This is a genomic window from Pseudoalteromonas sp. HL-AS1, assembly GCF_031198785.1.
Lineage (GTDB): Bacteria > Pseudomonadota > Gammaproteobacteria > Enterobacterales > Alteromonadaceae > Pseudoalteromonas > Pseudoalteromonas distincta.
In genome coordinates this window covers 2915015-2936145 of sequence record NZ_CP133569.1, presented here as the reverse complement: position 1 = coordinate 2936145, position 21131 = coordinate 2915015, and the positions used below count along the sequence as shown (strand labels likewise).

Annotated in this window: 14 protein-coding genes and 1 pseudogene; 8 read left to right on the top strand and 7 right to left on the bottom strand. The window is 41.0% G+C overall.

The window, feature by feature from the left end:
• The first annotated feature begins 68 nt into the window (after positions 1-68).
• Entirely contained in the window at positions 69-986 is a 918-nt protein-coding gene (locus RB214_RS13575; RefSeq protein ID WP_309167515.1) for a LysR family transcriptional regulator, read from the top strand.
• Here RB214_RS13575 and RB214_RS13570 read toward each other — a convergent pair.
• From RB214_RS13570 to RB214_RS13555, 4 genes are all read right to left on the bottom strand, one after another.
• Positions 981-2048, bottom strand: coding sequence for a cytochrome-c peroxidase (locus RB214_RS13570; RefSeq protein WP_024605820.1), 1068 nt, complete (start codon positions 2046-2048; stop codon positions 981-983). The two genes, RB214_RS13575 and RB214_RS13570, sit on opposite strands and share 6 nt — an antisense overlap.
• Positions 2041-4719: a TonB-dependent receptor plug domain-containing protein gene (locus tag RB214_RS13565; protein ID WP_309167512.1), complete on the bottom strand. Its 2679-nt coding sequence runs from the start codon at positions 4717-4719 to the stop codon at positions 2041-2043. Before RB214_RS13565 ends, RB214_RS13570 begins: the two co-directional genes overlap by 8 nt.
• Before the next feature lie 16 nt (positions 4720-4735).
• Positions 4736-7480 (bottom strand): cadherin-like domain-containing protein, encoded by a 2745-nt coding sequence (locus RB214_RS13560; RefSeq protein WP_309167511.1) that lies wholly within the window; start codon positions 7478-7480, stop codon positions 4736-4738.
• A 198-nt stretch (positions 7481-7678) separates the two neighbouring features.
• On the bottom strand, positions 7679-8371 hold the full coding sequence (locus tag RB214_RS13555; protein ID WP_240917453.1) for a hypothetical protein: 693 nt from the start codon (positions 8369-8371) through the stop codon (positions 7679-7681).
• Positions 8372-8524: 153 nt separating this feature from the next.
• Here RB214_RS13555 and RB214_RS13550 point away from each other — a divergent pair.
• From RB214_RS13550 to RB214_RS13520, 7 genes and pseudogenes are all read left to right on the top strand, one after another.
• A pseudogene (locus RB214_RS13550) lies at positions 8525-9192 on the top strand (TolC family protein); the annotation flags it as partial.
• 45 nt (positions 9193-9237) lie between these two features.
• Positions 9238-9885 (top strand): TolC family protein, encoded by a 648-nt coding sequence (locus tag RB214_RS13545; RefSeq protein ID WP_375144347.1) that lies wholly within the window; start codon positions 9238-9240, stop codon positions 9883-9885.
• Positions 9882-11027: an efflux RND transporter periplasmic adaptor subunit gene (locus tag RB214_RS13540; RefSeq protein ID WP_309167506.1), complete on the top strand. Its 1146-nt coding sequence runs from the start codon at positions 9882-9884 to the stop codon at positions 11025-11027. Before RB214_RS13545 ends, RB214_RS13540 begins: the two co-directional genes overlap by 4 nt.
• Positions 11027-14215, top strand: a complete 3189-nt coding sequence (locus tag RB214_RS13535; protein ID WP_309167504.1) for an efflux RND transporter permease subunit — start codon at positions 11027-11029, stop codon at positions 14213-14215. The genes RB214_RS13540 and RB214_RS13535 overlap by 1 nt, the downstream gene beginning before the upstream one ends.
• Entirely contained in the window at positions 14215-14898 is a 684-nt protein-coding gene (locus tag RB214_RS13530; RefSeq protein ID WP_024605814.1) for a response regulator transcription factor, read from the top strand. The genes RB214_RS13535 and RB214_RS13530 overlap by 1 nt, the downstream gene beginning before the upstream one ends.
• Positions 14895-16187, top strand: coding sequence for a HAMP domain-containing sensor histidine kinase (locus tag RB214_RS13525; protein WP_309167502.1), 1293 nt, complete (start codon positions 14895-14897; stop codon positions 16185-16187). Before RB214_RS13530 ends, RB214_RS13525 begins: the two co-directional genes overlap by 4 nt.
• 244 nt (positions 16188-16431) lie before the next feature.
• Positions 16432-16698 carry a PDZ domain-containing protein gene (locus RB214_RS13520; protein ID WP_309167501.1) on the top strand — a complete coding sequence of 89 codons (267 nt, stop codon included), beginning with the start codon at positions 16432-16434 and terminating at the stop codon, positions 16696-16698.
• 258 nt (positions 16699-16956) lie between these two features.
• Here RB214_RS13520 and RB214_RS13515 read toward each other — a convergent pair whose 3' ends face one another.
• The 3 genes from RB214_RS13515 to RB214_RS13505 form a co-directional block, all read right to left on the bottom strand.
• Complete coding sequence (locus tag RB214_RS13515) at positions 16957-17814, bottom strand: MBL fold metallo-hydrolase (RefSeq protein ID WP_309167500.1); 858 nt, start codon at positions 17812-17814, stop codon at positions 16957-16959.
• A 119-nt stretch (positions 17815-17933) separates the two neighbouring features.
• Positions 17934-19016: a methyl-accepting chemotaxis protein gene (locus RB214_RS13510; protein WP_076925288.1), complete on the bottom strand. Its 1083-nt coding sequence runs from the start codon at positions 19014-19016 to the stop codon at positions 17934-17936.
• 135 nt (positions 19017-19151) lie between these two features.
• A complete protein-coding gene (locus tag RB214_RS13505) occupies positions 19152-21035 on the bottom strand; it encodes a propionyl-CoA synthetase (protein WP_309167498.1) in 1884 nt (627 codons plus the stop codon).
• Positions 21036-21131 lie beyond the last annotated feature (96 nt).

Here is a 21131-nt window from a genome sequence, read left to right as displayed (position 1 = left end):
TATAAAGCAAACAAAGGCTTAAATAGTGGTTAAGCAACATTGGCAGCATAGAGATTTAAAGATACAATTTGAAACAATACTTTTTTGTGCAGCATACAATTATGAATGGTATCAGTCGGCTCGATATAAAACAGTTAAGAGTACTCAGTAGCTTATTAGAACTGCAAAATCTTTCACAAGTAGCCAAAAAAATGGGGTTAACGCAACAAGCTATTAGTGAGCAACTACGAAAACTACGAGACTTATTTGACGATCGCTTGTTTATTCGCCAAGGCAATAACATGGTTGCTACTCCTAAAGCGCAAGGGCTCAAGGCACCTATTAATAATATTTTAAAGCAATTAGAGTCGTTACTAGAGCCCGAGCAGTTTAGCCCGCAAACTTATAAAGGTGTGTTTACCATAAGCGCAACCGACTACGCCACGCAGGCCTTATTGCCGCAATTATTTAATATTACTCGCCGCGAAGCGCCAGGTTTAAAGCTGATTGTGCGCGACTTTGCATCAGATAACGTTAATCAACTTATAACGGCAGGCGAGCTTGATTTGCTGATAAGCTTTCCAGAATTTATACCCGACAACCTTTCTTATATCACTTTGTTTGAAGAACAGCATTTGTGTATTACCGGTATAGGTAACACTACTTACACTGAACCTTTGAGTTTGGCGCAATTTGCAAAGCATCCACAGCTAGTGGTGTCGCCATCTCGTGCAAATTTGCGCGGATCGCACGATCAGTGGTTTGAAAGCCAAGGGCTAAAACGTAATATTGTTATGTCGGTACCAAGTTTTTCTGCGGTGCCCGACATTTTACATACAACCGATATGCTCGCGTTTTACCCATCAAGATTATTACCAAACAGCAAAGTTAAACAGCTAAAAATAGAAGCTCTGCCTCCTACATTTAAAGTAATAGCCGCATGGCACCCGCGTACTAATAAAAGCCCTATTCATAAATGGTTGATAGAGCAATTACAAAACTTATAAAATCCGTAAAAATGCAACAAGATCTAAACGCTCTTGCTTGGTGAGTTTTAATGGTTTTAACAGTTTCGTCGTTTTAGGAAAGTGTGGATCGTTTAATTGGCTTTTCCTAGGCTTAGGTCTTGCTCCACCATGGTTGTACATGTTTACTATGCCTAGTAGGTCATCAAAAAGCCCATTGTGCATCCAAGGAAATGTTTCAGTTAAACCAAGTAGAGAAGGGGTTCTAAATAACCCTATATCACTTGGATTATTTGTAAAATTAAACCGGCCTTTATCTTCAAAACTACGGCCGTAGTAATGAAGGCCAGTGCCATGAAATTGGTTGTCACTTAATAGTGCGCCATTGTGGCAAGTCATACATTTTGCTTTGGTTCTAAATAAATGTAATCCGTTTAATTCATTATCGGATAAACGTCTCAGCGCTTTTTTTGGATTACTCTGAACCTCATTAATAAATGATTTAAAGCGAGTATTAGGTGCAATGAGTGTTCGCTCAAATGCAACGAGGGCTTCTGCCATTTGTGCCATAGAGAGCGTATTTGAATTAAAAGCACTTTTATTAAATGCCGTATAGCTTTTATCTTTATTGACCCGCATTAAAGCTTTTTGTGGATCTAAGTCCATTTCAATTGGGTTGCTAATGGGCATAAGTGCTTGTTGCTCAGCTGTTTTAGCGCGACCATCCCAAAAAAAACTTTGCCACTGATCTATACCAAAAATTGCAGGGGTATTGCGTGTGCCTATTTTCCCATCAATACCCACTGCGGTTGTGCGGCCATCATGAAAGCCTTTGTCGCGCTCATGGCAGGTTGCGCAGCTAACGGTATTATTACGCGAGAGCTGCACATCATGAAAGAGCTTGTCACCTAAAGCAACATGCTCAGGTTTTGGCGAGGCTACAGGCAAAAGCGACATGGGCTCAACGCTTCTGCCATCACTGGTTTGAATAGCAGGCCAGTGTGCTTGGCCTTTGCTATACAGTGAGCGTAAATCGTGGCTACTTGTTGGTGTGGCGTTTAAGCTAAATGAGCACAGAAAAAAAATGCTTAATAACCTAATCATAGTTATAGCTAACTCCTAGCCAAAACATACGCCCAGGCTCAATACCAGATGCGCCTTCGTTTACTGTGTAAGTACGTGCATTCAACAAGTTAGAAATATCTGCTCTTATTTCAACTGACTGGGTTTTTGTTAGGTTGTGGCTATAGCGCAGGCTAAGGCCTAGCATGGTTCTGGCACGAATTTCTTGTTCTTCGTATACATCAACAAGTGTTGATTCTGCAGGACAATTTGCACAGCTCTGTTCAAGGCCTATGCTTTCGCTTGCGCCGGTACTCACTGCGCTGGTGTAGCTATCACTGAAGGTTACGTTAAGCCCTGTGCTTAATGAATTGCTCCAATCAACATTCCAACCTAGCGCACCGGTAATCGGAGTGCCAAAGTTTGTACGAATTTGATCAAGTTGTCCAAGCGATACAAGCTCGCCGCTGCCACTTGCATTTTCGTAGTAAACGAGTTCGTCAAGGGGGGTATTTTCAGCAGTGGCATTGTAGTCGTCGTTAGAGACTTTGTTTTCAGCGTATGAGGCGTTAGCCCATAATGAATGGCTACCAAACTGCGCGCTCCACGAAATAGAATAGCGCTCTGAGCTACCATCACCTTCGTTGGTCATACGAATATATTTATAGCCATCGCTACCTGCTTCTTCATCGGTAACCTGAGAAAATTGCTGATGCTTTTTACGTTTGACATATTTAAGCGATACATTACCTGCTTTTTCAAATGAATGTGCAATACCTAATGCGAGTTCGTCATCGTACGGGGTGTTTACATCATCAAAGTGGTACTTAAACGCGCCAGTATAGTTAGAAGGTAGCCACCCTTGCAGGTAACCGTTTTCAATTGGGCGGTATTCTCGATATGAAAAACGCTGCTGTTCTTTGACTTTATAACCAATAATGGCAGAGTCGTAATAGCGGTTAACGCCTGCACTAATAATAGTGCGGTTGTCGTTAAATACGTCGTAACCCAGCGATATACGTGGCGCGATATTATGATTTGCTAAAAAGTCATCATATTCGTAGCGCATACCTAAGTTTAGGTTTAGCTGCCCTAATGTGATGCTATCGGTTACATAAAACGAGGCACGATTAAGTGTTACGTTAATGTATTCGGCAGGGGTGACTAAACGGCCATTAAAATACTGCGCTGTAGCGGTTACATTATTTGTATAGGCAGTAATGTGCGATTGATTATTAAAATCAATTTCGCCACCAAGTTGTGCTGCTAACTCATCAATAGAAATAGTGGTTTGAAGTGCTTGGCAATCAAGTGTGTAACCGCTGCAATTAAGTGGCGTACTCGCGCTAGACCATATAATAGGGGAGTCGTAGCTGTAGCTATTTTGTATGCGTTCGCGTTTTACTTCTTGGCGAATAAGTTCAATACCGGCTTTAATACGGTGCTCAGTGCCTGCAAACTCCAGCGTTTTAAAATCAAGGGTGTTTTTCCAGCTGGTGGTGTATTGGGTATTATCTAGGGCGCCATATCCCCCTTGGCGAGAGTAACGAGTTTGCGCATCGCCTTGGTCGGCGTATTGCCCCCAATCTTTCCCTTTGGCTTGTAGCCAGCTATAAAAGTGAGCTGGGCCTTCTCGGCTGCTGTCACTCATACTAAAATTAAGATTACTGTGCCACGATGCAAAGTCAAAATGCTCGGTTAATGCCGCAACGGCGCCAATAGCACCGCCTTCTAAATGAAAGTTACTGTCTTTGGCATCCGTTATAAAGTTATCAACTTCGTAGGGGGAATACATTAGTGTTAAATCTAGTGCATCTACCCAGCCATTTCGGTAGCCATACTTCACAATCGCATTTATGTTTGTTCTGCTTTGGGTTTTTACTTCCCCTAGCGATAAATCGCTGATGTCGCTGGTTAAGTAATTAACGCTCATCATTAATCCATGGCGCTCATTAATTTGTTTATTAGCACGCAGGTTATAGCTAATTTTTTCGTATTTAGGCTCTTCAAGAGTACTTTGGTCAACATTTTGCTGTGAACTGTCTTGATCAGCCTCAATAAAATGATAACTCCCCCAGCTACTTTGATTCCCCCGCAGGCCAAAACTAAAGCTGTTGTTTGCAAATACGCTTTTGGTTTTACTATCAACAATACCACCCGAAAAACCACCAAATTCAGCCGGTATGTTATGGTCGTAAACTGTGATTGATTCAACTATATCGGAGTTCACGTTCATACTTTGTACGCCACCCGACACATCGTCTGATGAAGAGCTTAATCGGCTGCTGCTTGCTGGGTCTATGCGGTTATTGTAATTTAACCCATCTAACGAAAACCCTGTTTGCCAAGGCTGCGCCCCTGAGATTGATATTTCTGGCGCGCTGATCTCAGCTAAGCTACCAATAGAGTACGCTTCGTTACTTAGCTGCACGCCAGGGAGCAATGCAATTAGCTCATTTATATCGCCATTGCCTTTAGGTGTGGCGTTTATAAAATCACGGTTTAAATAAGAACGCCCAATAACTTCGGGTACTTCTATGCCTATGTACTGGCCTTTTACTTCAATATGCTCAAGTGCTTCACAGCGCTCTTTTTGCTCATCTTTAAGTTCGTTACATGGCTGTGGCTTTGGTTCGGTCTGCTGTTGCTGCTCTGCGGCGTATACACCCTGAGAAAGCAAAAGCAGACACGCGAGGGTAGTCGGTGTCTGCATTTATTACGGCTCTTATTTAAATACCTAGTGGGGTAGTGTCTTCGCTATCAATGACGCCATCGTTATCGGCATCTTGGTCGGCAATTAATCCTGCTAAGGCTATGTCTTCATCGCTGGTGTTAGGTAAAAAGAAGTTAGGTAAGCCGTCGTGGTCGGTATCTACGCTTGCTATCGCTATGCCTCTAAAGTCATCGCGAGAGGCGACTAAGTTGGTCATGCCTATGTAAAGCTCAAGCTGATCGGCTTCGCCATTAACCCCGTTACTAATTAAGCTTTGTGCTTTGCTAATGTTGTTAATTAACGTAAAACTGTTAACTAAGTCTGCCATGTTGTCGGCAATAATTGTACCGGCAAAGCCCAAAATAAGAGGCTCAAGCGTATTTAAAAGCATGCTAGCTTGTGTTTTTGCATTACTATAATTTGCTGAAAAGTCGCTAATGTTCGCTGCGTTTGAACCCATACTTGAAAGCATAGAATAACGTAAAAATTCACCTGTTTGAGCTTCTTCTAAACCAATTACTTCGGCTTTAACAGCGGCTAAAATAGTTTCTAGCTGATCGCTTGTTAACTCATTTAACGCAGGTGTTATTTCTGTAATTGCATCATTTAAAGTGGTGCTTGCAAGCGATGTTTGGTTTGCATTAACTAAGTAACCTAAGGTTTCTAGGCGGGCTTCAAATCTGTCTTCGGTATCTTCATCTAGTGCAATATAGCTAAGTAGTTGATTGTGTACACCGGCTACTTGCTCCGCTAAGCCGCCTTCAATTAGCGATACTATTACTTGATTATGCGCCGTAATTGATGAGCTATTACTTAGCGTGCGTATGTCGCCATCGTTAAGCGTATTAAGTATGGTTAAACATTTATTAGCCGCACTTGCTGTATCACCACCAACTCGCGCTGTTAAGCTTACTAATGACTTACAGCCTTTAAAACCCGTTAAAAACGTGGTTGATGACTCTTTGCTAATGTATTCATCAGAGGCTAAAAAGTCGCCCGCATAGGTAAATACTTGCTGTGCTAAGTCGTTTCTGCCGGCCTCACTTAAAATTAGGCCTGTGCCTGGGACGTTATCAAGTTCGGTAAGTGCTCTAAAAAATTCGTTGTAATCGCCATTTTCAGTAAAAAAGCTGCGAGCTTGTGCTGCGGCACTTGTTATATCTTCACCGGCAAGTAGGCGGTTAGCTATATTAAAGCCATATACTTGCTCTTGCGCGTTGTTTATATCGGTTTCGCTGTCTGACAGCGTTATTGCTGGGTTTTCGTCGCTTTGGTATAAGCCTTCAATTAAGCCCGCTAAAAATTGAATAGGGTAAGTGTAGTTATCTAATGTAGCGGCGCTGTATGGCGACGCTGAGTAGGCGTAGTTACTATCAAAACCGGTAGAGTCATACATAGCAAGGACTTGGTTAGTGTAATCTTTTGCTGTTTCAAATTCGCCAGCTCTATAAAGGTATTGCGCAGCCCAAGCCCCGTGCAACGTTTTGTATTGCTCGTATGGTTGGCCTTCGTATTCGCCGCTACGTACAAGTCTGTAACCCGTTTTTACCGCAAGTTGCGCGTAGTTATTGGCAAGTAATTTGGCTTGAGTTAAATCACTTTCATCTAGGCTTTGTGTATAGCTTTGTAGGGCATCATCTATTGATAAGCGTACGCTATTTAAAAAGTAGCCATAGCTTGATGTGTATTCGTCTTCGCGTACTTGCTCAGCGTATAACGAAATTGTATTCAACAAATTACTTGCTTGCGAGACTTGATCGGCGTCTAGGTAGCTTTTTACTAAAGAGTAAAGTGCTGATGCGTCTGATGAGGCAATGTTATCGAAACCTTTATCAGCTAAGTATTGGTTGTAGGCCGCTACCGCTTGGACGCGGTAATCGTTTGCTTGCTCTGTTTGGCCTATTTCATCAAGTGCTTGCGCCACATCTTTTAGTGCCGAAGAACGCGCCGTTTGCTCGTTTATAAGTGCTAAATAGTCGTTAGCAGTATCTAAAAATCCTGCACGCGCATAGGCCGCAGCTTGGGTTGCGTATATATCGTAACGAGACAGTTCGTCAGCAATATTTGCGCTTAGTTCATCTGCTTGTTTTAGGTGAGATAGGCTTGAACTGTAGTAATAATTAAGTTTGTCTTCGTTAGTTACATAAGAAGGGCTTAACGAAATAATTGCAGTTAATGGCTCGCTAATTAGGCCATCTGTGTAACTAATTTCAAATTGCTCATCAATGCTGCTTAGAGTTTGTGCCTCATAGGTAAATTCACCCGTGGTGCTATTTATGCTCATTACGCCATTACTAGGTGGTGTAATTAAGCTAATAGTTACGGTGTCACCATCTAAATCTTGCGTAGTAATAATCCCTTGTGTGGTGGTTGAAGAGGTAACAAACACGTTAGTGGTTAGTAACTGTGGTGCATCATTAACATTTTCTACGCTAAAACGTACTACAACATTTGCTGTTAAGTTGCCATCGCTTGCGCTAATGGTCGCGGTATCTTCGCCATAATAATTACTAAAAGGCGTATACGTAAATTGACCATTTGCTTCTACTGCTATAGTGCCGTTACTTGGTGCATTAGCAAGTGTGTAGCTAAGGGTATCGTCGTCGGTGGCTGTTACTTGAGCAGTAAATGGAGCGTCTTCGTTTACAGTAAAGCTTAAATTAGGTTGTGCAAACTGCGGGGCTGTGTTGCCAGAGCCACCACCACAGCCAGTTAAAGCAAGGGCGCATAATATTGGGGTAAACTTAATTAGCTTGTTCATTATTGTTAATATAAAAAGTTAATGATGTTGCGAATGATAACTGATATCAATTAGATTTAAAAGTTTAATCTGTATTTGTATTATAAATAGTGAGTATTCAATTGAAGTTGAAAATGTCCCTAAAAAGCAAAACCCTGCGCTTAACAGGGTTTATATTGCAAATAAGAGAGTGTTACTAAATGGAGGGGAACCAATTAATTATTTAAGATCGTTAATAATAAGAAGGGGGAAGTTTTTAGCTGAGCGAGGTTGCCAATTATTATAGCTAATATTGCTAATTCCAAAATAGTTAAGCACTTTAGGTGAATACGTCCAGCCACGGGCACGTTGCTTTATAGCTGCGCTGCGTAAATTGGGTTTTAACCCTACAGTGAGTAAATCATGATTTACGTTTAATTTTTTGTATAGGGCTTTTTCGCGCAGGCTTGCTTTATTAATTACCTCATCGTAATGAGCACGTAATTCTTCCCACTTTTGGCTTTTTTGCGGCTCTTCTAAATGCTTTACCATGGCATCAATATCACTGTCTAACCATTTTGCTGAGGCTGCATCGCCATGCCAACCGATAATTGCATTAGGTTCTATTGTAGTAGGGTGCCCAGCAAGCAACACATAATTAGCACACGATGAAAAACAAAACTGCTTTATATTTACGGTTAATTTATGCGCCAAAATTAGCTCGGCTAAATCCATTCCTAAAGCTATGTTTCCGCCGCCGCTGGTAATAGTAAAGGTATTAATTGTGGGATTGTTTTTTAACAGCTCAGCTGCTGTATTGTTATTTTGTTTGTTGATTTGACCACTATAAATAAGCGTTTTATCGCTTAAAGTGACTTGAGCCTGCAATAACCTAGGGAGTATTAAAAAAAGGGTAAAAATTAATTTATGCATGTGGGTTTTGAATGAGTATTTTTGCCAAAGGCTACGTAATTTGGCTAAGCGAGGCAAATACTAATTTGTCTAAAGTAAGTTAACTCCTTTTAACCCACTCTTAACCCTTGCCCTAATAAGCTATGTGTAATAGTACGAATTAGGCATAGTTAAATGGTTTATTTTAAAAAGCACTCAACCAGTTTGTTATTTGCACTTAGTTGTACGCTTGCTGCATGTAGTAGTCAGCCAAGCTATCAAGGTAATAGTACTGAGCAGTCGCTAAAACAACATACAAACTGGCAGTACACGCAAAATAACGCACAGCAAGTAAATTACATTACCGATTTGGTGGATATTGAAGGGCTTGATTCGCTTATTGAGCAAGCTGTTACTAATAACCCATCGTTTAATCAAGTGCATGTTGCATTAAAATTAGCTTATGCGCAGCGTGATGTAACTGCTGCAAGTCAGTGGTTTAGTGTAGATGCGGGATTTGACGCGCAGCGCAGTGAAACCGAAGGCACGCAATATAGCTCATCAGTAGGTATAAGCTGGGAAGCCGATATATGGCAAAAAATTGCTGACAATGTAGCCGCGCAAGATATGACTATTGCCAGTAACCAAGCTACCTATCAAGGCGCTAAAGACACATTAGTAGCGAGTGTTATTCGTACTTATTTAAATATTATTTGCAGCAAAATTTGCTCGATATAGAGAAGCAACGTTTAGTTGTTTTACAAAATAATGAGCAAAGTATTGTAGAGCGCTACCAATATGGGTTAGGTGATTTAGAAGCGCTTGATACCGCCCGTACTAGCACGGCATCTACTCGCGCAACCATTGCCGACTATCAAGAGCAAATAGCAAAAGCAAAGCGTGCTTTAATGCTAATTGTAGGCACTGATAAACTTCAAAACCTGCCAAATACATTAACACTACCAAACGTTATTGAGCCATTAAGTACATTACCAGAGCAAGATTTAGCGCGCCGACCTGACTTACAAAGTGCCTATTACAACATTCAGGCAAAGCATTACTTGGTTGATGTATCGTACAAAGAGCTACTACCTAGTATTTCGCTTTCGGCATCACTGAGTGATTTAGCAAGCACGCCAAGCCAAGCATTATTAACCAGCCCAATGTGGAGTTTATTAGGCAGTTTAAGTGCCCCTTTATTTGAAGGTGGAGCATTGCGTGCGCAAGTTGATATTGCAAAATTAAATGCCGAGCAAGCGTTTTGGCAGTACCAAGATACGCTGCTAAGTGCGGTAAACGAAGTTGAAAATGCACTCGGGCAGGAGCAATCATTAACCGAGCAGCAACTGCAAATTAACAATGCACTTGCTAGCGCTAAACGCAGCTTTAGTAACTATCAAAGTAAGTATCAACAAGGTTTGGTTGATATTTTAGATTTGCTAACAGTGCAACAAAAAGTATACGACCTGCAAGCCCAGCTTAGCCAAATAAACTACACCCTTTTAACTAACCGCATAGATTTAGGCCTCGCTTTGGGCCTTGGAGTATCGTCATGAAAATTTCGCCAACACCGGTTGTTGTAACGCTTGTTGCTATTGTTTGTATAGGGCTTGCTATTATGTATAACGGTCAAAAAATGGCTGAACAAGCAAACAGCCCACAACCTGCCGCTATTAAAGCTATTGCCCCAAATGTATCGGTAATTAATGCAGCTCCGAGTACTTATCAGGCTTATGTTAGCGGCCACGGTGAAGCTAAAGCGCATTGGTCACTTAGCTTAAAAGCACAAGTTAAAGGCGAAGTAACCAGTATGAGCGAGCAATTTGCGACCGGTAACTTAATAACTAAAGGGCAGGTGTTTGCACAAATTGATGACACCGAATACTTACAAGCTCTAGCTAGCGCAAAAGCAACATTGGCTGATGCAAAACTAGCACTGCAAGAAGAACAAGATTTAGGTAATCAAGCAAAACGTGAATGGGATCGCTCAGGCGTTACGCAAGCGCCAAGCTCGCCGCTTGTATTTAGAACGCTGCAGTTAGAAGCCGCGCAAGCTACGCTCGATAAAGCACAATATGCACTTAAAACCGCACAGCGTGATGTAAATAACACCCAGTTAAGTGCACCATTTGACGCTGTTATTTTATCGCGCGATATAGATTTAGGTACTTATGTGAGTATTGGCGATACGCTTGCCACGCTAAACAGCACTGACAAAGTAGAAATAACGGTGCCGCTTTCATTAAGTCAGTGGCAAAACCTAGCAAATAATAAATCAGGCGATGTTATTTTAAGTGATGTAACCACTAATACTAAATGGAACGGTTATATTGCACGTTTTGAGCAACACCTTGATGACAGCTCGCGCCAACGCAGCGTAATTGTTGCCTTAGATAAACCGTTTGAGCAAACAACGCCGTTACTGCCTGGTACATTTTTAGCGGTAGAAATTGCCGGTAAGCAGTTAACTAACGTAATAAAACTGCCTGCTTCGGCGGTATCTCAAGATGGCTTAATTTGGTACGTAAATGATCAAAATAGCTTAGTAAGCACACACGCTAATAAAGTATTTGAGCGTGGGGATTACGTATATATTACGCCAGTCGATGGTGCTAAAAATCTAAAAGTGGTGGCGCGCCCACTTGTTAGTTACTTAAACGACATGAAAGTAAATCCAATAGTTGAGGAGATACAATAATGAGCCCTCATCAACCACCTCAAATACCCAGTAATAATAACCCGCTGCACGGTATTATTAATTGGTTTGCAAATAACTCTGTTGCCGCTAACTTATTGTTAGTTAGTGTGATTGTAATGGGTATTATGTCGCTTACGACTTTACGTAAAGAGGCATTTCCGAGTTTAGAGCCAGATACTATTTCGGTATCGGTGGTTTACGACAGTGGCGATGCATTGCAAGCCGAAGAAGGAATAGCGTTAAAAATTGAAGAAGCGCTCGAAACCGTATCAGGTATTAAACGTATTACCTCTACATCCGATGCTAGCGGCAGCCATGTAAGCATTGAAAAAAGTACTGATTACTCACTCGATGAGTTACTTGTTGACGTTAAAAACCAAGTTGACGCTATTAATAACTTTCCCGCAGATGCTGAGCAACCTGTTATTGATAAAGCCCGTAGGCAAGATCATGCATTAACGCTGCAACTTTTTGGGGATGCCGATCGCCATACATTACAAAACCTGGGTGAAAAACTTAAAGCCGATTTATTAGCGCAATCAGGCATTAGCGACGTAGCGCAATCGGGTGTGCTCGACCCGATGATGTCCATAGAAATCGACGAAGGTAAATTACAAGCGTATGGCTTAACTATTAGTGATGTAAGTGAGGTCATTAACAATGAGTCATCAAGCCCGCTTTCGACTAGTTTGCGCGATAGCAGTAAAATTATACGCTTAAAAGCCGCCGACCAAGCTTACTGGCAGCGCGACTTTGCCAATATTGTATTGTTGAGCACTGCATCAGGCACGCAAATTAAGTTAGGCGATGTAGCAACCGTTACCGACTCATTTGCCGAAGACAGCAACTCATTAAGCCGTTATAACCAACAAAATGCCGTAGGCGTTGAAATTTTAATGGGCGATAACAGCGATATAACTACCATTGTTGAACAAGCTAATAGCGTAATAGATAAATGGCACGAAAGCGGTTTATTACCTCAAAACGTAGAGCTTGAAAGCTGGCACGACAAAAGCACCATGATCACCGAGCGTTTATCGCTACTTACTAAAAATGCCGTGACCGGTATTATTATGGTGTTTGTAATACTTGCCATATTTTTAAACGTACGCGTAGCGCTATGGGTGGCTGGTGGCTTGCCGTTTGTATTTTTTGGCACGCTTTATTTTATGACCGATGGCTACACCGCACTGACCATAAACGAAATGACCACCTTTGGCTTTATTATGGCGCTGGGCATAGTGGTAGACGATGCCGTTGTTGTAGGCGAGAGTATTTACACCACACGTAAAAAACATGGCGATACATTAAATAATACAGTTTTAGGCACCATGAAGGTTGCTGTGCCAACAATATTTGGGGTGTTAACCACGGTGGCTGCGTTTGTAGCGCTTTCGAATGTGTCGGGCAACTTAGGTAAAATTTACTCTCAATTCGCCACTGTAGTGACCATTTGTTTACTGCTTTCAGTTGTTGAATCAAAACTTATTTTACCCTCGCATTTAGCCCACATTAGTACTAAACGCCAAGTTAAAAAAGGCTTAGCAGGTCTGTGGTCAAAAATACAACATGGTGCTGATAGCGGCTTAAGCTGGTTTAGTAAAAACATTTACTGCAAGGTTATTGAATTTTCACTGCGCTTTAGATACGCCGTAGTGGCTGCGTTTATCGCTTTTTTTATATTAGTTATTGGCATGCCGATGACAGGCACAGTTAAAGTTGGTTTTTTCCCAAGTATTGCAGGCGATACCGTAACAGCCGATTTGGTTATGCAAAACGACGCCGCTTATGGGCAAACAAACACAAACTTACTAACGCTTGAGCAAAGTGCATTACAAGCTGAGCAAAACTTAATGACCAAGTTGAGCTCTGACAAAAGCGAAATAACCAGCCTACAAGTCATTAGTAGCAGCGACACCAGCGGTGAAGTAAGCGTTGAGCTATTAAACGAAGGCGCTTTTACAGCAAGCGAATTTGCTCAAGAGTGGCAGCGCGTAGCAGGTAGCCTTGAGGGCAGTAAAAAATTACAAATATTAGCCACGCGTAAAATGGTCGATAACTTTAAAGTTGAACTTAAAGCGTGGGACGACGAAACCGTAATGGCGGCGGGCGCACTATTTAAGGAGCGCTTACAAAATACCGCAGGCGTTAACGGAATAGACGACAACTTAAACCCAGGTCAGCCACAGCTTAAATTTACCCTAAATGCACAAGGGCGCGCGCTTGGCATGGATACAGCCAGTTTATCAAAGCAAGTACTGCAAGCTTTTGGTGGTGCAGTTGTACAGCGCTACCAACGTAATAAAGACGAAGTTAAAGTACGTGTACGCTATCCAGAAGATGCTCGTAAAACACCTGCCGATATAATGCAGTCGCGTATTCGCCTGCCTGATGGCACCGTTGTCCCTTTAGTTAACGTAGCCACAGTAAGCAGTGAATATCAGCAAGATGAAATAACCCGCATTGATGGACTTCGTGCAATTTATTTAAGCGCCCAAGTAGATAAAAACGTGATTGCTCCAAACGAGTTAGTTGCTAACTTAAAGCGCGACTTAATTCCAGAGTTAACACAGCAATTTCCTAACTTAAGTGTGTATTTTGCAGGAGAGGCAGAGCAACAAAGCGAAACCACCAGCTCAATGAGCACTATGTTTGTAGCGGCTTTATTAGTTATTTACGTGTTGCTGGCTATTCCGCTTAAATCGTACATTCAACCTATGTTGATTATGGTAGCAATTCCGTTTGGCATTGTGGGCGCTATTTTAGGACATTGGTGGAACGACTTAACCATTAGTATATTGTCGTTAAATGGTATTTTGGCGCTCAGTGGGGTAGTTGTAAACGACAGCTTATTACTTGTTTCACGCTTTAACGAACTAGTAAAAGAAGAGAGCATGAGCACGCACGATGCCATAGTTGAGTCGTGTACGAGCCGATTACGTGCGGTATTACTTACCTCAATTACGACGTACGCAGGCTTAGTGCCGCTACTTAGCGAAACCTCAATGCAGGCACAGTTTTTAATCCCTGCTGCAGCATCACTTGGCTACGGTATTTTGTTTGCCACGGTTATTACCTTAATACTTATACCGGCATTATTGATGATTCAAACCGATGCTAAACGCGGTATTGATGCTGTGCTAATATCGCTAGGTGCTAAAAATAAAACGCAGGAAGCAGCCTCTTAATGATAAACGTACTACTGGTTGAAGACGACATAGATTTGGCAACCACCATTGTTGATTATCTCGAAATTGAGTCAATAGAGTGTGACCATGCAAGCAATGGCGTAATGGGTTTAAATTTAATAGAACGTAATCAATATCAAATGATTATATTAGATGTAAACATGCCCAAAATGGACGGTTTAACCATGTGTAAATCATTGCGTGAGCAAGGCATTGATATACCTGTATTAATGCTGACAGCGCGCGATAGCCTGGACAATAAGCTTGAGGGGTTTGCAGCCGGTAGTGACGACTATTTAGTAAAACCATTTGCGATGAAAGAGCTAGTAGCGCGGGTTCAAGTATTAGCAAAGCGTAAAAGTGGAGAGGTTAAGCGACTTACATTTGCTAATTTAACACTTAATTTAACCGCGCATACAGCAACAGTGGCAGAGCACAGTTTAAAGTTATCACCCATTACTTTTAAGTTATTAGAAGTGCTTGTACGAGAGCAGCAAAAACCGGTAACCCGACAGGTAATTATGCAAGCAATATGGGGAGGCGATCAGCCAGACAGCAATAGCTTAAAAGTGCATATTCATCATTTGCGTAAACAGCTAGAGCAAGCGCATTGCCAAGCCGTACTAGAAACAATACCTAGTGTAGGGTTTGCGCTAAAATTAAAAAATGAGACACAAGCATGAAAATTAGACCCAGCCTGAGGTTGTATTTTTTTGCCACCATGGTGCTTTTAAGTTCATTAATGGCAATTGGTTTTTCGTTTTTAAGTGTTAATTATTTTATTGATGGCTTAGACCGAGGGTTAAACGGAGTTATGTTTGAGCTTTCGCAAACCACTGAAGTTGAAGACGGTCAGCCAAAAAATATTGTTGGATTTAATGTGGCAAGCCGTTGGGAAGACATGCCAGAAATAATACAGCAAAAATTTGAAGTTATGCCAAATGAAGCAGGCGTACTACAAAAAATGAAAGATGACACCTCATTGTTTGCTATGCCCGCAGACTTGTTTTTTGTTGTTTACTATCAAAACCCAAATGGTGAGGCGCGTTATATATCGCGCATTATGCTTGAAAAAGATCGCCCTAAAAGAATGGGGACTGTAAAACCAATACACCGTATGACATTGATAGCCATAACAGGTTTTGCAGCCATTGCCTTATTTACCTTCTTTTTGTTTATGGTAATGAAAAAAATAGCTAAGCCAGTTGAATCGCTACGTGGTTGGGCTAAGTCGTTAAATCAAAATAATTTACAAAACACGCCGCCCGACTTTACCTATAACGAATTAAATACCTTAGCAACGTTAATACGCAGTAGCTTGCTTTCAGCTCACGACAGCCTTGAGCGAGAACAGCGCTTTTTAAGTTATGCGAGCCACGAGTTACGTACACCAATTTCGGTTATTCGCAGCAACGTTGAATTACTTAACCGCTTAAGCGAAAAAGCACCTTTAAGCGACAAACAGCAACTTACACTGCAGCGAATAGAGCGCGCCGGTTTAACCATGAGCGATTTAACCGAGACGTTATTGTGGCTTAGCAGAAATGACGACCAGCAAAGTTCCCCAGAGCCTGTAAACCTAGCTGTTAAAATAACGACCTTGGGTAACGAACTCGATTATTTACTCAATTCAAAACAAGTTGATGTACTTATAAATACCGATAACCAAAGTACAACTATTAATACCGAAACCACCGCATGCCACATTGTGCTTACTAACTTAATACGTAATGCGTATCAGCATACGCAACAAGGGCAAGTGCGTATTACTCAACAAGGTAGCCGCGTAATTATAGTAAATAGCAGCGCACAAACAGATATGCCACACACTGCTAATAACACAAACAAGCCCGCCAATATTGGCTACGGTTTAGGATTAGAGTTAAGCGAAAAAATAATAAAACGACACGGTTGGGTATACAAAGTAAACGACATGCCTGGGCGTTATGAAGTGGTGGTCGATTTTAGTTAATAGACTTTTTTATACTTAGGTTGTTACATTCAAAAATATTTAATTTAACGCTGAGAATATAAAAACTTAGTGATAGTAATGTGTTAAGTAATTTGTTAAAACTATGAATAGTAAAGAATATTAACGATAGACTTACATGGAGTGTTAATTCATATGTTCAAATTCATAATTATTTTAATCTCAATTATTTCTTTCAATTACTTCTTTCAATGCCTTGGCTGCAGAGGAGGTTAAACTTGGAGTTGTGGGGAACGTTGGCGCTGATGGTTTTTTTAGCCCGACGGTAACATCATTTGTTATTGAAAAAGTAGAGCCTAATTCACCCGCCGAAAAAGCAGGGATTATTGCAGGACAGGAAATCATTTCTATAGAAAATTGTAAAATTCCAGGCTGTCCTGCCAGTGAAGCAAAAGAATTAATGCGCAAGGAGTCTGGAGAGATTTTACAATTACTTTTAGAGAATGAAGATGGTAGCCAAGTACCTTTAAAAATACCTATGAATGCTTGGTAAGCCTAATCAATTAAATATCCCCAGCCTATAAAGCATGGTTATTCCCAAAGCGTGGGTTTGTGTAAACGAACTAGGCGCAGTAAATGTTGGCAACGTTAGCGAGCTTTTGGAGTACTACTTACTCGGTTTATATGTAGGTTACTGATTAAAGTGATTGGGATAGATTAAAAAGGTTTGATCAGTAATAACCTTATTTAATTAATGAATACATTGGTATTGCGTTAAATATGGCAATACCAATGATTATTAGACTAAAGCTTATAGATCGCTGCGCCAGCCCATACCAGATTCTTCCATTAAACGCTCGTACACGCCTTCTATGTTAAGTGGTAACCATGCATCAAACTGTTTAAGGTCACTAAATTGATCTAACTTTATATTTTTCTTTATTTCATCAAGGCTTTGCCCTGCAAGTGCGCCTGCGGTTACTTGGCTGTAAAGTTGCTCCATATAACTTAAGTAACGTGTTACGTCAGCTTTGTTGCCAATGTCGGCATGTCCGCCAACAAAAGTATCAAAATCATATTTGAGTACCGCTTGGGTTGAGTTAATCATGCCCTGAATATCGTAACTCCAGAGTTTTTGCCACGGCATTCTGCCAATAACAATCCAATCAACTACAAACAACGTTTTTTGCTTTTCGAATAATATACTAACCGAACCTCGCCCATCGTTTGGACCATGGTAATTTAGCTTTACCGTTGAACCACCTAAATTAAGAGTCAGCTCATCATCAAAGGTAAGGGTGGGCATGACCGTTTTCATTTGTGTGTTTTTAATATCTTGCGCGGTAAGTTTATGTGCTACAAAAGTGGTGTGCTGGCTTTTAAATACCTCGGCGCCGTAAATATGATCGCTGTGATTATGGCTATAAATTACGTATTTTACCGGTACGTTAAAGCGAGTTTTAATTTGCTCGTTTAACCAGGTGGCTGCTTTTTTATTAAGCGGGTCGGTAACAACTGCGCCCTCAGGAGTGATTAAAAATACTGAGCGATGTCTGTCATCTATAAAGCGGTGGAGGCCGTCGCCTAAGTCTTCAATTTCGTAACTTTGAGCCATAAAACCAATAAGTAATAGGCTGGTAGCGATTAGTGTTTGTAATAAGCGAGACATGCACATTCCTGTTTAACGTTTTTTATAGGTTAGTTAAGTAAGAAAGTGCCAATAAGTAAAAAATTTCAATTTTTATAGGAAAGATTACGGGTTAAGAATAACTTAACCCGTTAATGGTTTTAACGAACTAGCTGATCGAGTAAATGTATTACTTGCTCACTGGCTGATTCCATTAAGTGTATATGTTTAACTGCTTCTACTTTTTTACCTTGCTTAATTAGTTGTAGCGCTTGTACACCGTTTTTATGTACTTCGCTATGCGGTTTATCTATTTGTTTGAATGCATTTAACGATTTGTATTCATTAGAGTCATCAGACTTATACCACTTACCTAAGCGGCACATAGTGTGATTGGTGAAATCGTCTACCGATTTATTGCTTTTGCCATTAGCAACCGCATAAACTTCACCTTTCCATACAATATGATCTAACTTAACAGTTTGAATAAATGAGCGAATAGAAGCCTGCGATATAGTGTTCTTCATGTTTGTGCAAAAACTAATAATGGATGCGTAATCGCTATTTAGTGATTCAAAATTACTTGAAAGCTGTGCATTGTTTTTTTGTATATCGTCGGCTGAATTAACGGTTACATCTGTTTTTTCTATTATTTCTTTAACAAGATCTGCAACCTCTTGAGCTGATTTATTGGTGTTAGTTGCCAGTACTCTTACTTCATCAGCTACCACGCTAAAGCCTCTACCAGCTTCGCCTGCTCGAGCGGCCTCAATGGCTGCATTTAATGCTAATAAATTTGTTTGATCAGATATTTTTGAAATGGTCGATACAAAGGTGTTTATACTACCTGCAAGGCTTGAAAGGCCAGATATATTTTCACTCATGCTACCCATTTTATGGGTCATAAGTTCCATCTCGCTGGCTATATGCATTAATGATTCGTTTGAGTTATTTAAAAGGTCATTTATTTTATAGCTAACTTGGCTTTCTTGCTCAATGGTTGAGTAAGACTCAAGCACAGTTTGGCGAACACCTTCAATTTGGCTTATGCAATCTATAGAACTTGAAAGTAAGTTTTCGGTAAATTGTTCATCATTTTCGGTTTGAGTAAAGCTTAATTGTTGTTCTAAGTGTTTGTTTTCTTGTGCTAGGAATTCGTTATGCGCAGTTAATTCTGCAATTTTTTTTGCAAGTTCTTCGTTATCATTTTTAGCCGATAGATACTTTTTACTTAAAACAAACATTCATAGTTCCTAAAATGTTATGGGTATATTTTTATTATAGTTGCTATTAATACTTTACTTTAAATATTTGTAATTATCTTATTTTTATACAAAAAAAAGCCATTTTTAAAAATGGCTTTATGAGAGCTTGTTGGATCAACGTAGTGAAATTTGTTGGTTTATTTCTTCAAAAATACCTGCATCGTCTATGGTTGAAGGAATTTGCAGTTTGTCGCCATCAATTAGTTGGCGTAAATTTTTACGCAGTATTTTACCTGAGCGTGTTTTGGGTAATCGCTCTACGCTAATAATGGTTTTAAGGCACGCTATAGCGCCTATTTGGTTTCTTACGGTTTGTATAAGTTCTTGCTCTACATCGGTACTTGAGCCCATAAAGTCATTTTTAAGCACGATCATTGCCATTGGTAGTTGGCCTTTTAGTGTGTCGGTTATCCCAAACACGGCGCACTCAGCAACAGCAGGGTGCGCGGCTACTATTTCTTCCATTTCACCGGTAGAAAGTCTATGGCCTGCTACGTTAATTACATCATCGGTGCGTCCCATAATAAATAAGTACCCATCTTCATCTATGTAGCCGCCGTCGCCTGAAAGATAATAGCCAGGGTACTGCGTTAAATAGCCTGCTTTAAATCGCGGGGTATTTTGCCAAACGGTTGGCATGCACCCTGGCGGCAGTGGGAGTTTTATTACTACAGCACCTTGCTCGTTTGGTGCACATTGCTCGCCATGCATATTTAGTATTTGCACATCAAAGCCAGGTGTTGGGACTGTTGAGCTGCCTGGTTTTGTTACTAATTCTTCAATGCCTACGGGGTTGCAGGCGATGGCCCAGCCGGTTTCGGTTTGCCACCAGTGATCGAGTATTGGCAGGTTAGTTTTTTCTTTAAGCCACTCATAAGTGGGAGGGTCTAGCCGCTCGCCTGCTAAAAATAAACGTTTTAAACTGGAGGTATCGTATTGGGTAAAACCATCAGCATTTGGATCTTCTTTTTTTATTGCTCTAAAGGCGGTGGGGGCACTAAATAATGCATTTACTTTATATTCTTCAACCACGCGCCAAAATGCACTGGCATCGGGCGTTTTAACGGGTTTACCTTCATATAATACAGTTGCGCAGCGATACATTAGCGGCGCATAAACTATATAAGAGTGCCCAACTACCCAGCCAATGTCAGACGCTGCCCAAAATACGTCGCCGGGCTTCATACCATAAACGGTTTCCATGCTGTATTGCATTGCCACTGCGTGACCGCCATTTTCGCGCACTACGCCTTTGGGTGTGCCTGTAGTGCCTGAGGTATATAAAATATAAAGCGGATCGTCACCATTTACAGGCACCGGATCTGCGCTTGCAGCCGTTTGCATTGCCTGAGTCCAATCTATGTCTCGTTTAGGCTCAAGAGTGGCCCTGACTTGTGGACGCTGATAAATAACGCAGTGCTCTACTTTGTGCGCAGCAAGCTCTATTGCGTTATCAATAAGTGGCTTGTATTCAATAACGCTGCTTACTTCAACACCGCATGAGGCACTCAGTATAAGTTTGGGCTTGGCATCATCAATGCGTACAGCCAATTCGTGTGCAGCAAACCCACCAAATACCACAGAATGAATAGCACCAAGGCGAGCGCATGCCAACATACCAATAACAGCTTGTGGGATCATTGGCATATAAATAACAACGCAGTCGCCTTTTGTAACGCCTAACGATTGTATTACGCCTGCAAATTTAGCAACTTCTTGTTGTAGTTGTGAGTAGCTATAAGTTTGCTTTGTATTAGTGACTGGGGAATCGTAAATCAGTGCAGTTTGCTCGCCAAATCCGGCAATAACGTGCTGATCTAGCGCTAAAAAACTGGTGTTTAATTGCCCGTCGCTAAACCAATGATAAAGCCCATCGTCGTCTTGTGTGTATGCTTTTGTGGGAGTTTTATACCATGGAGCATTTTTACTTTGTTCGAGCCAAAATTGGGCTGGGTTTTGTTTAAATGCATTATATTGCTGTTGATATTCGCCTGACATATAAGGCTCCTAGGCTAGTGTGTGTGAGAGACCTTACAAAATGTAGGCTTTTTTTAGTAAGCAAGCTATTCGACCTTGGTCGGCTAAAAGTTAATC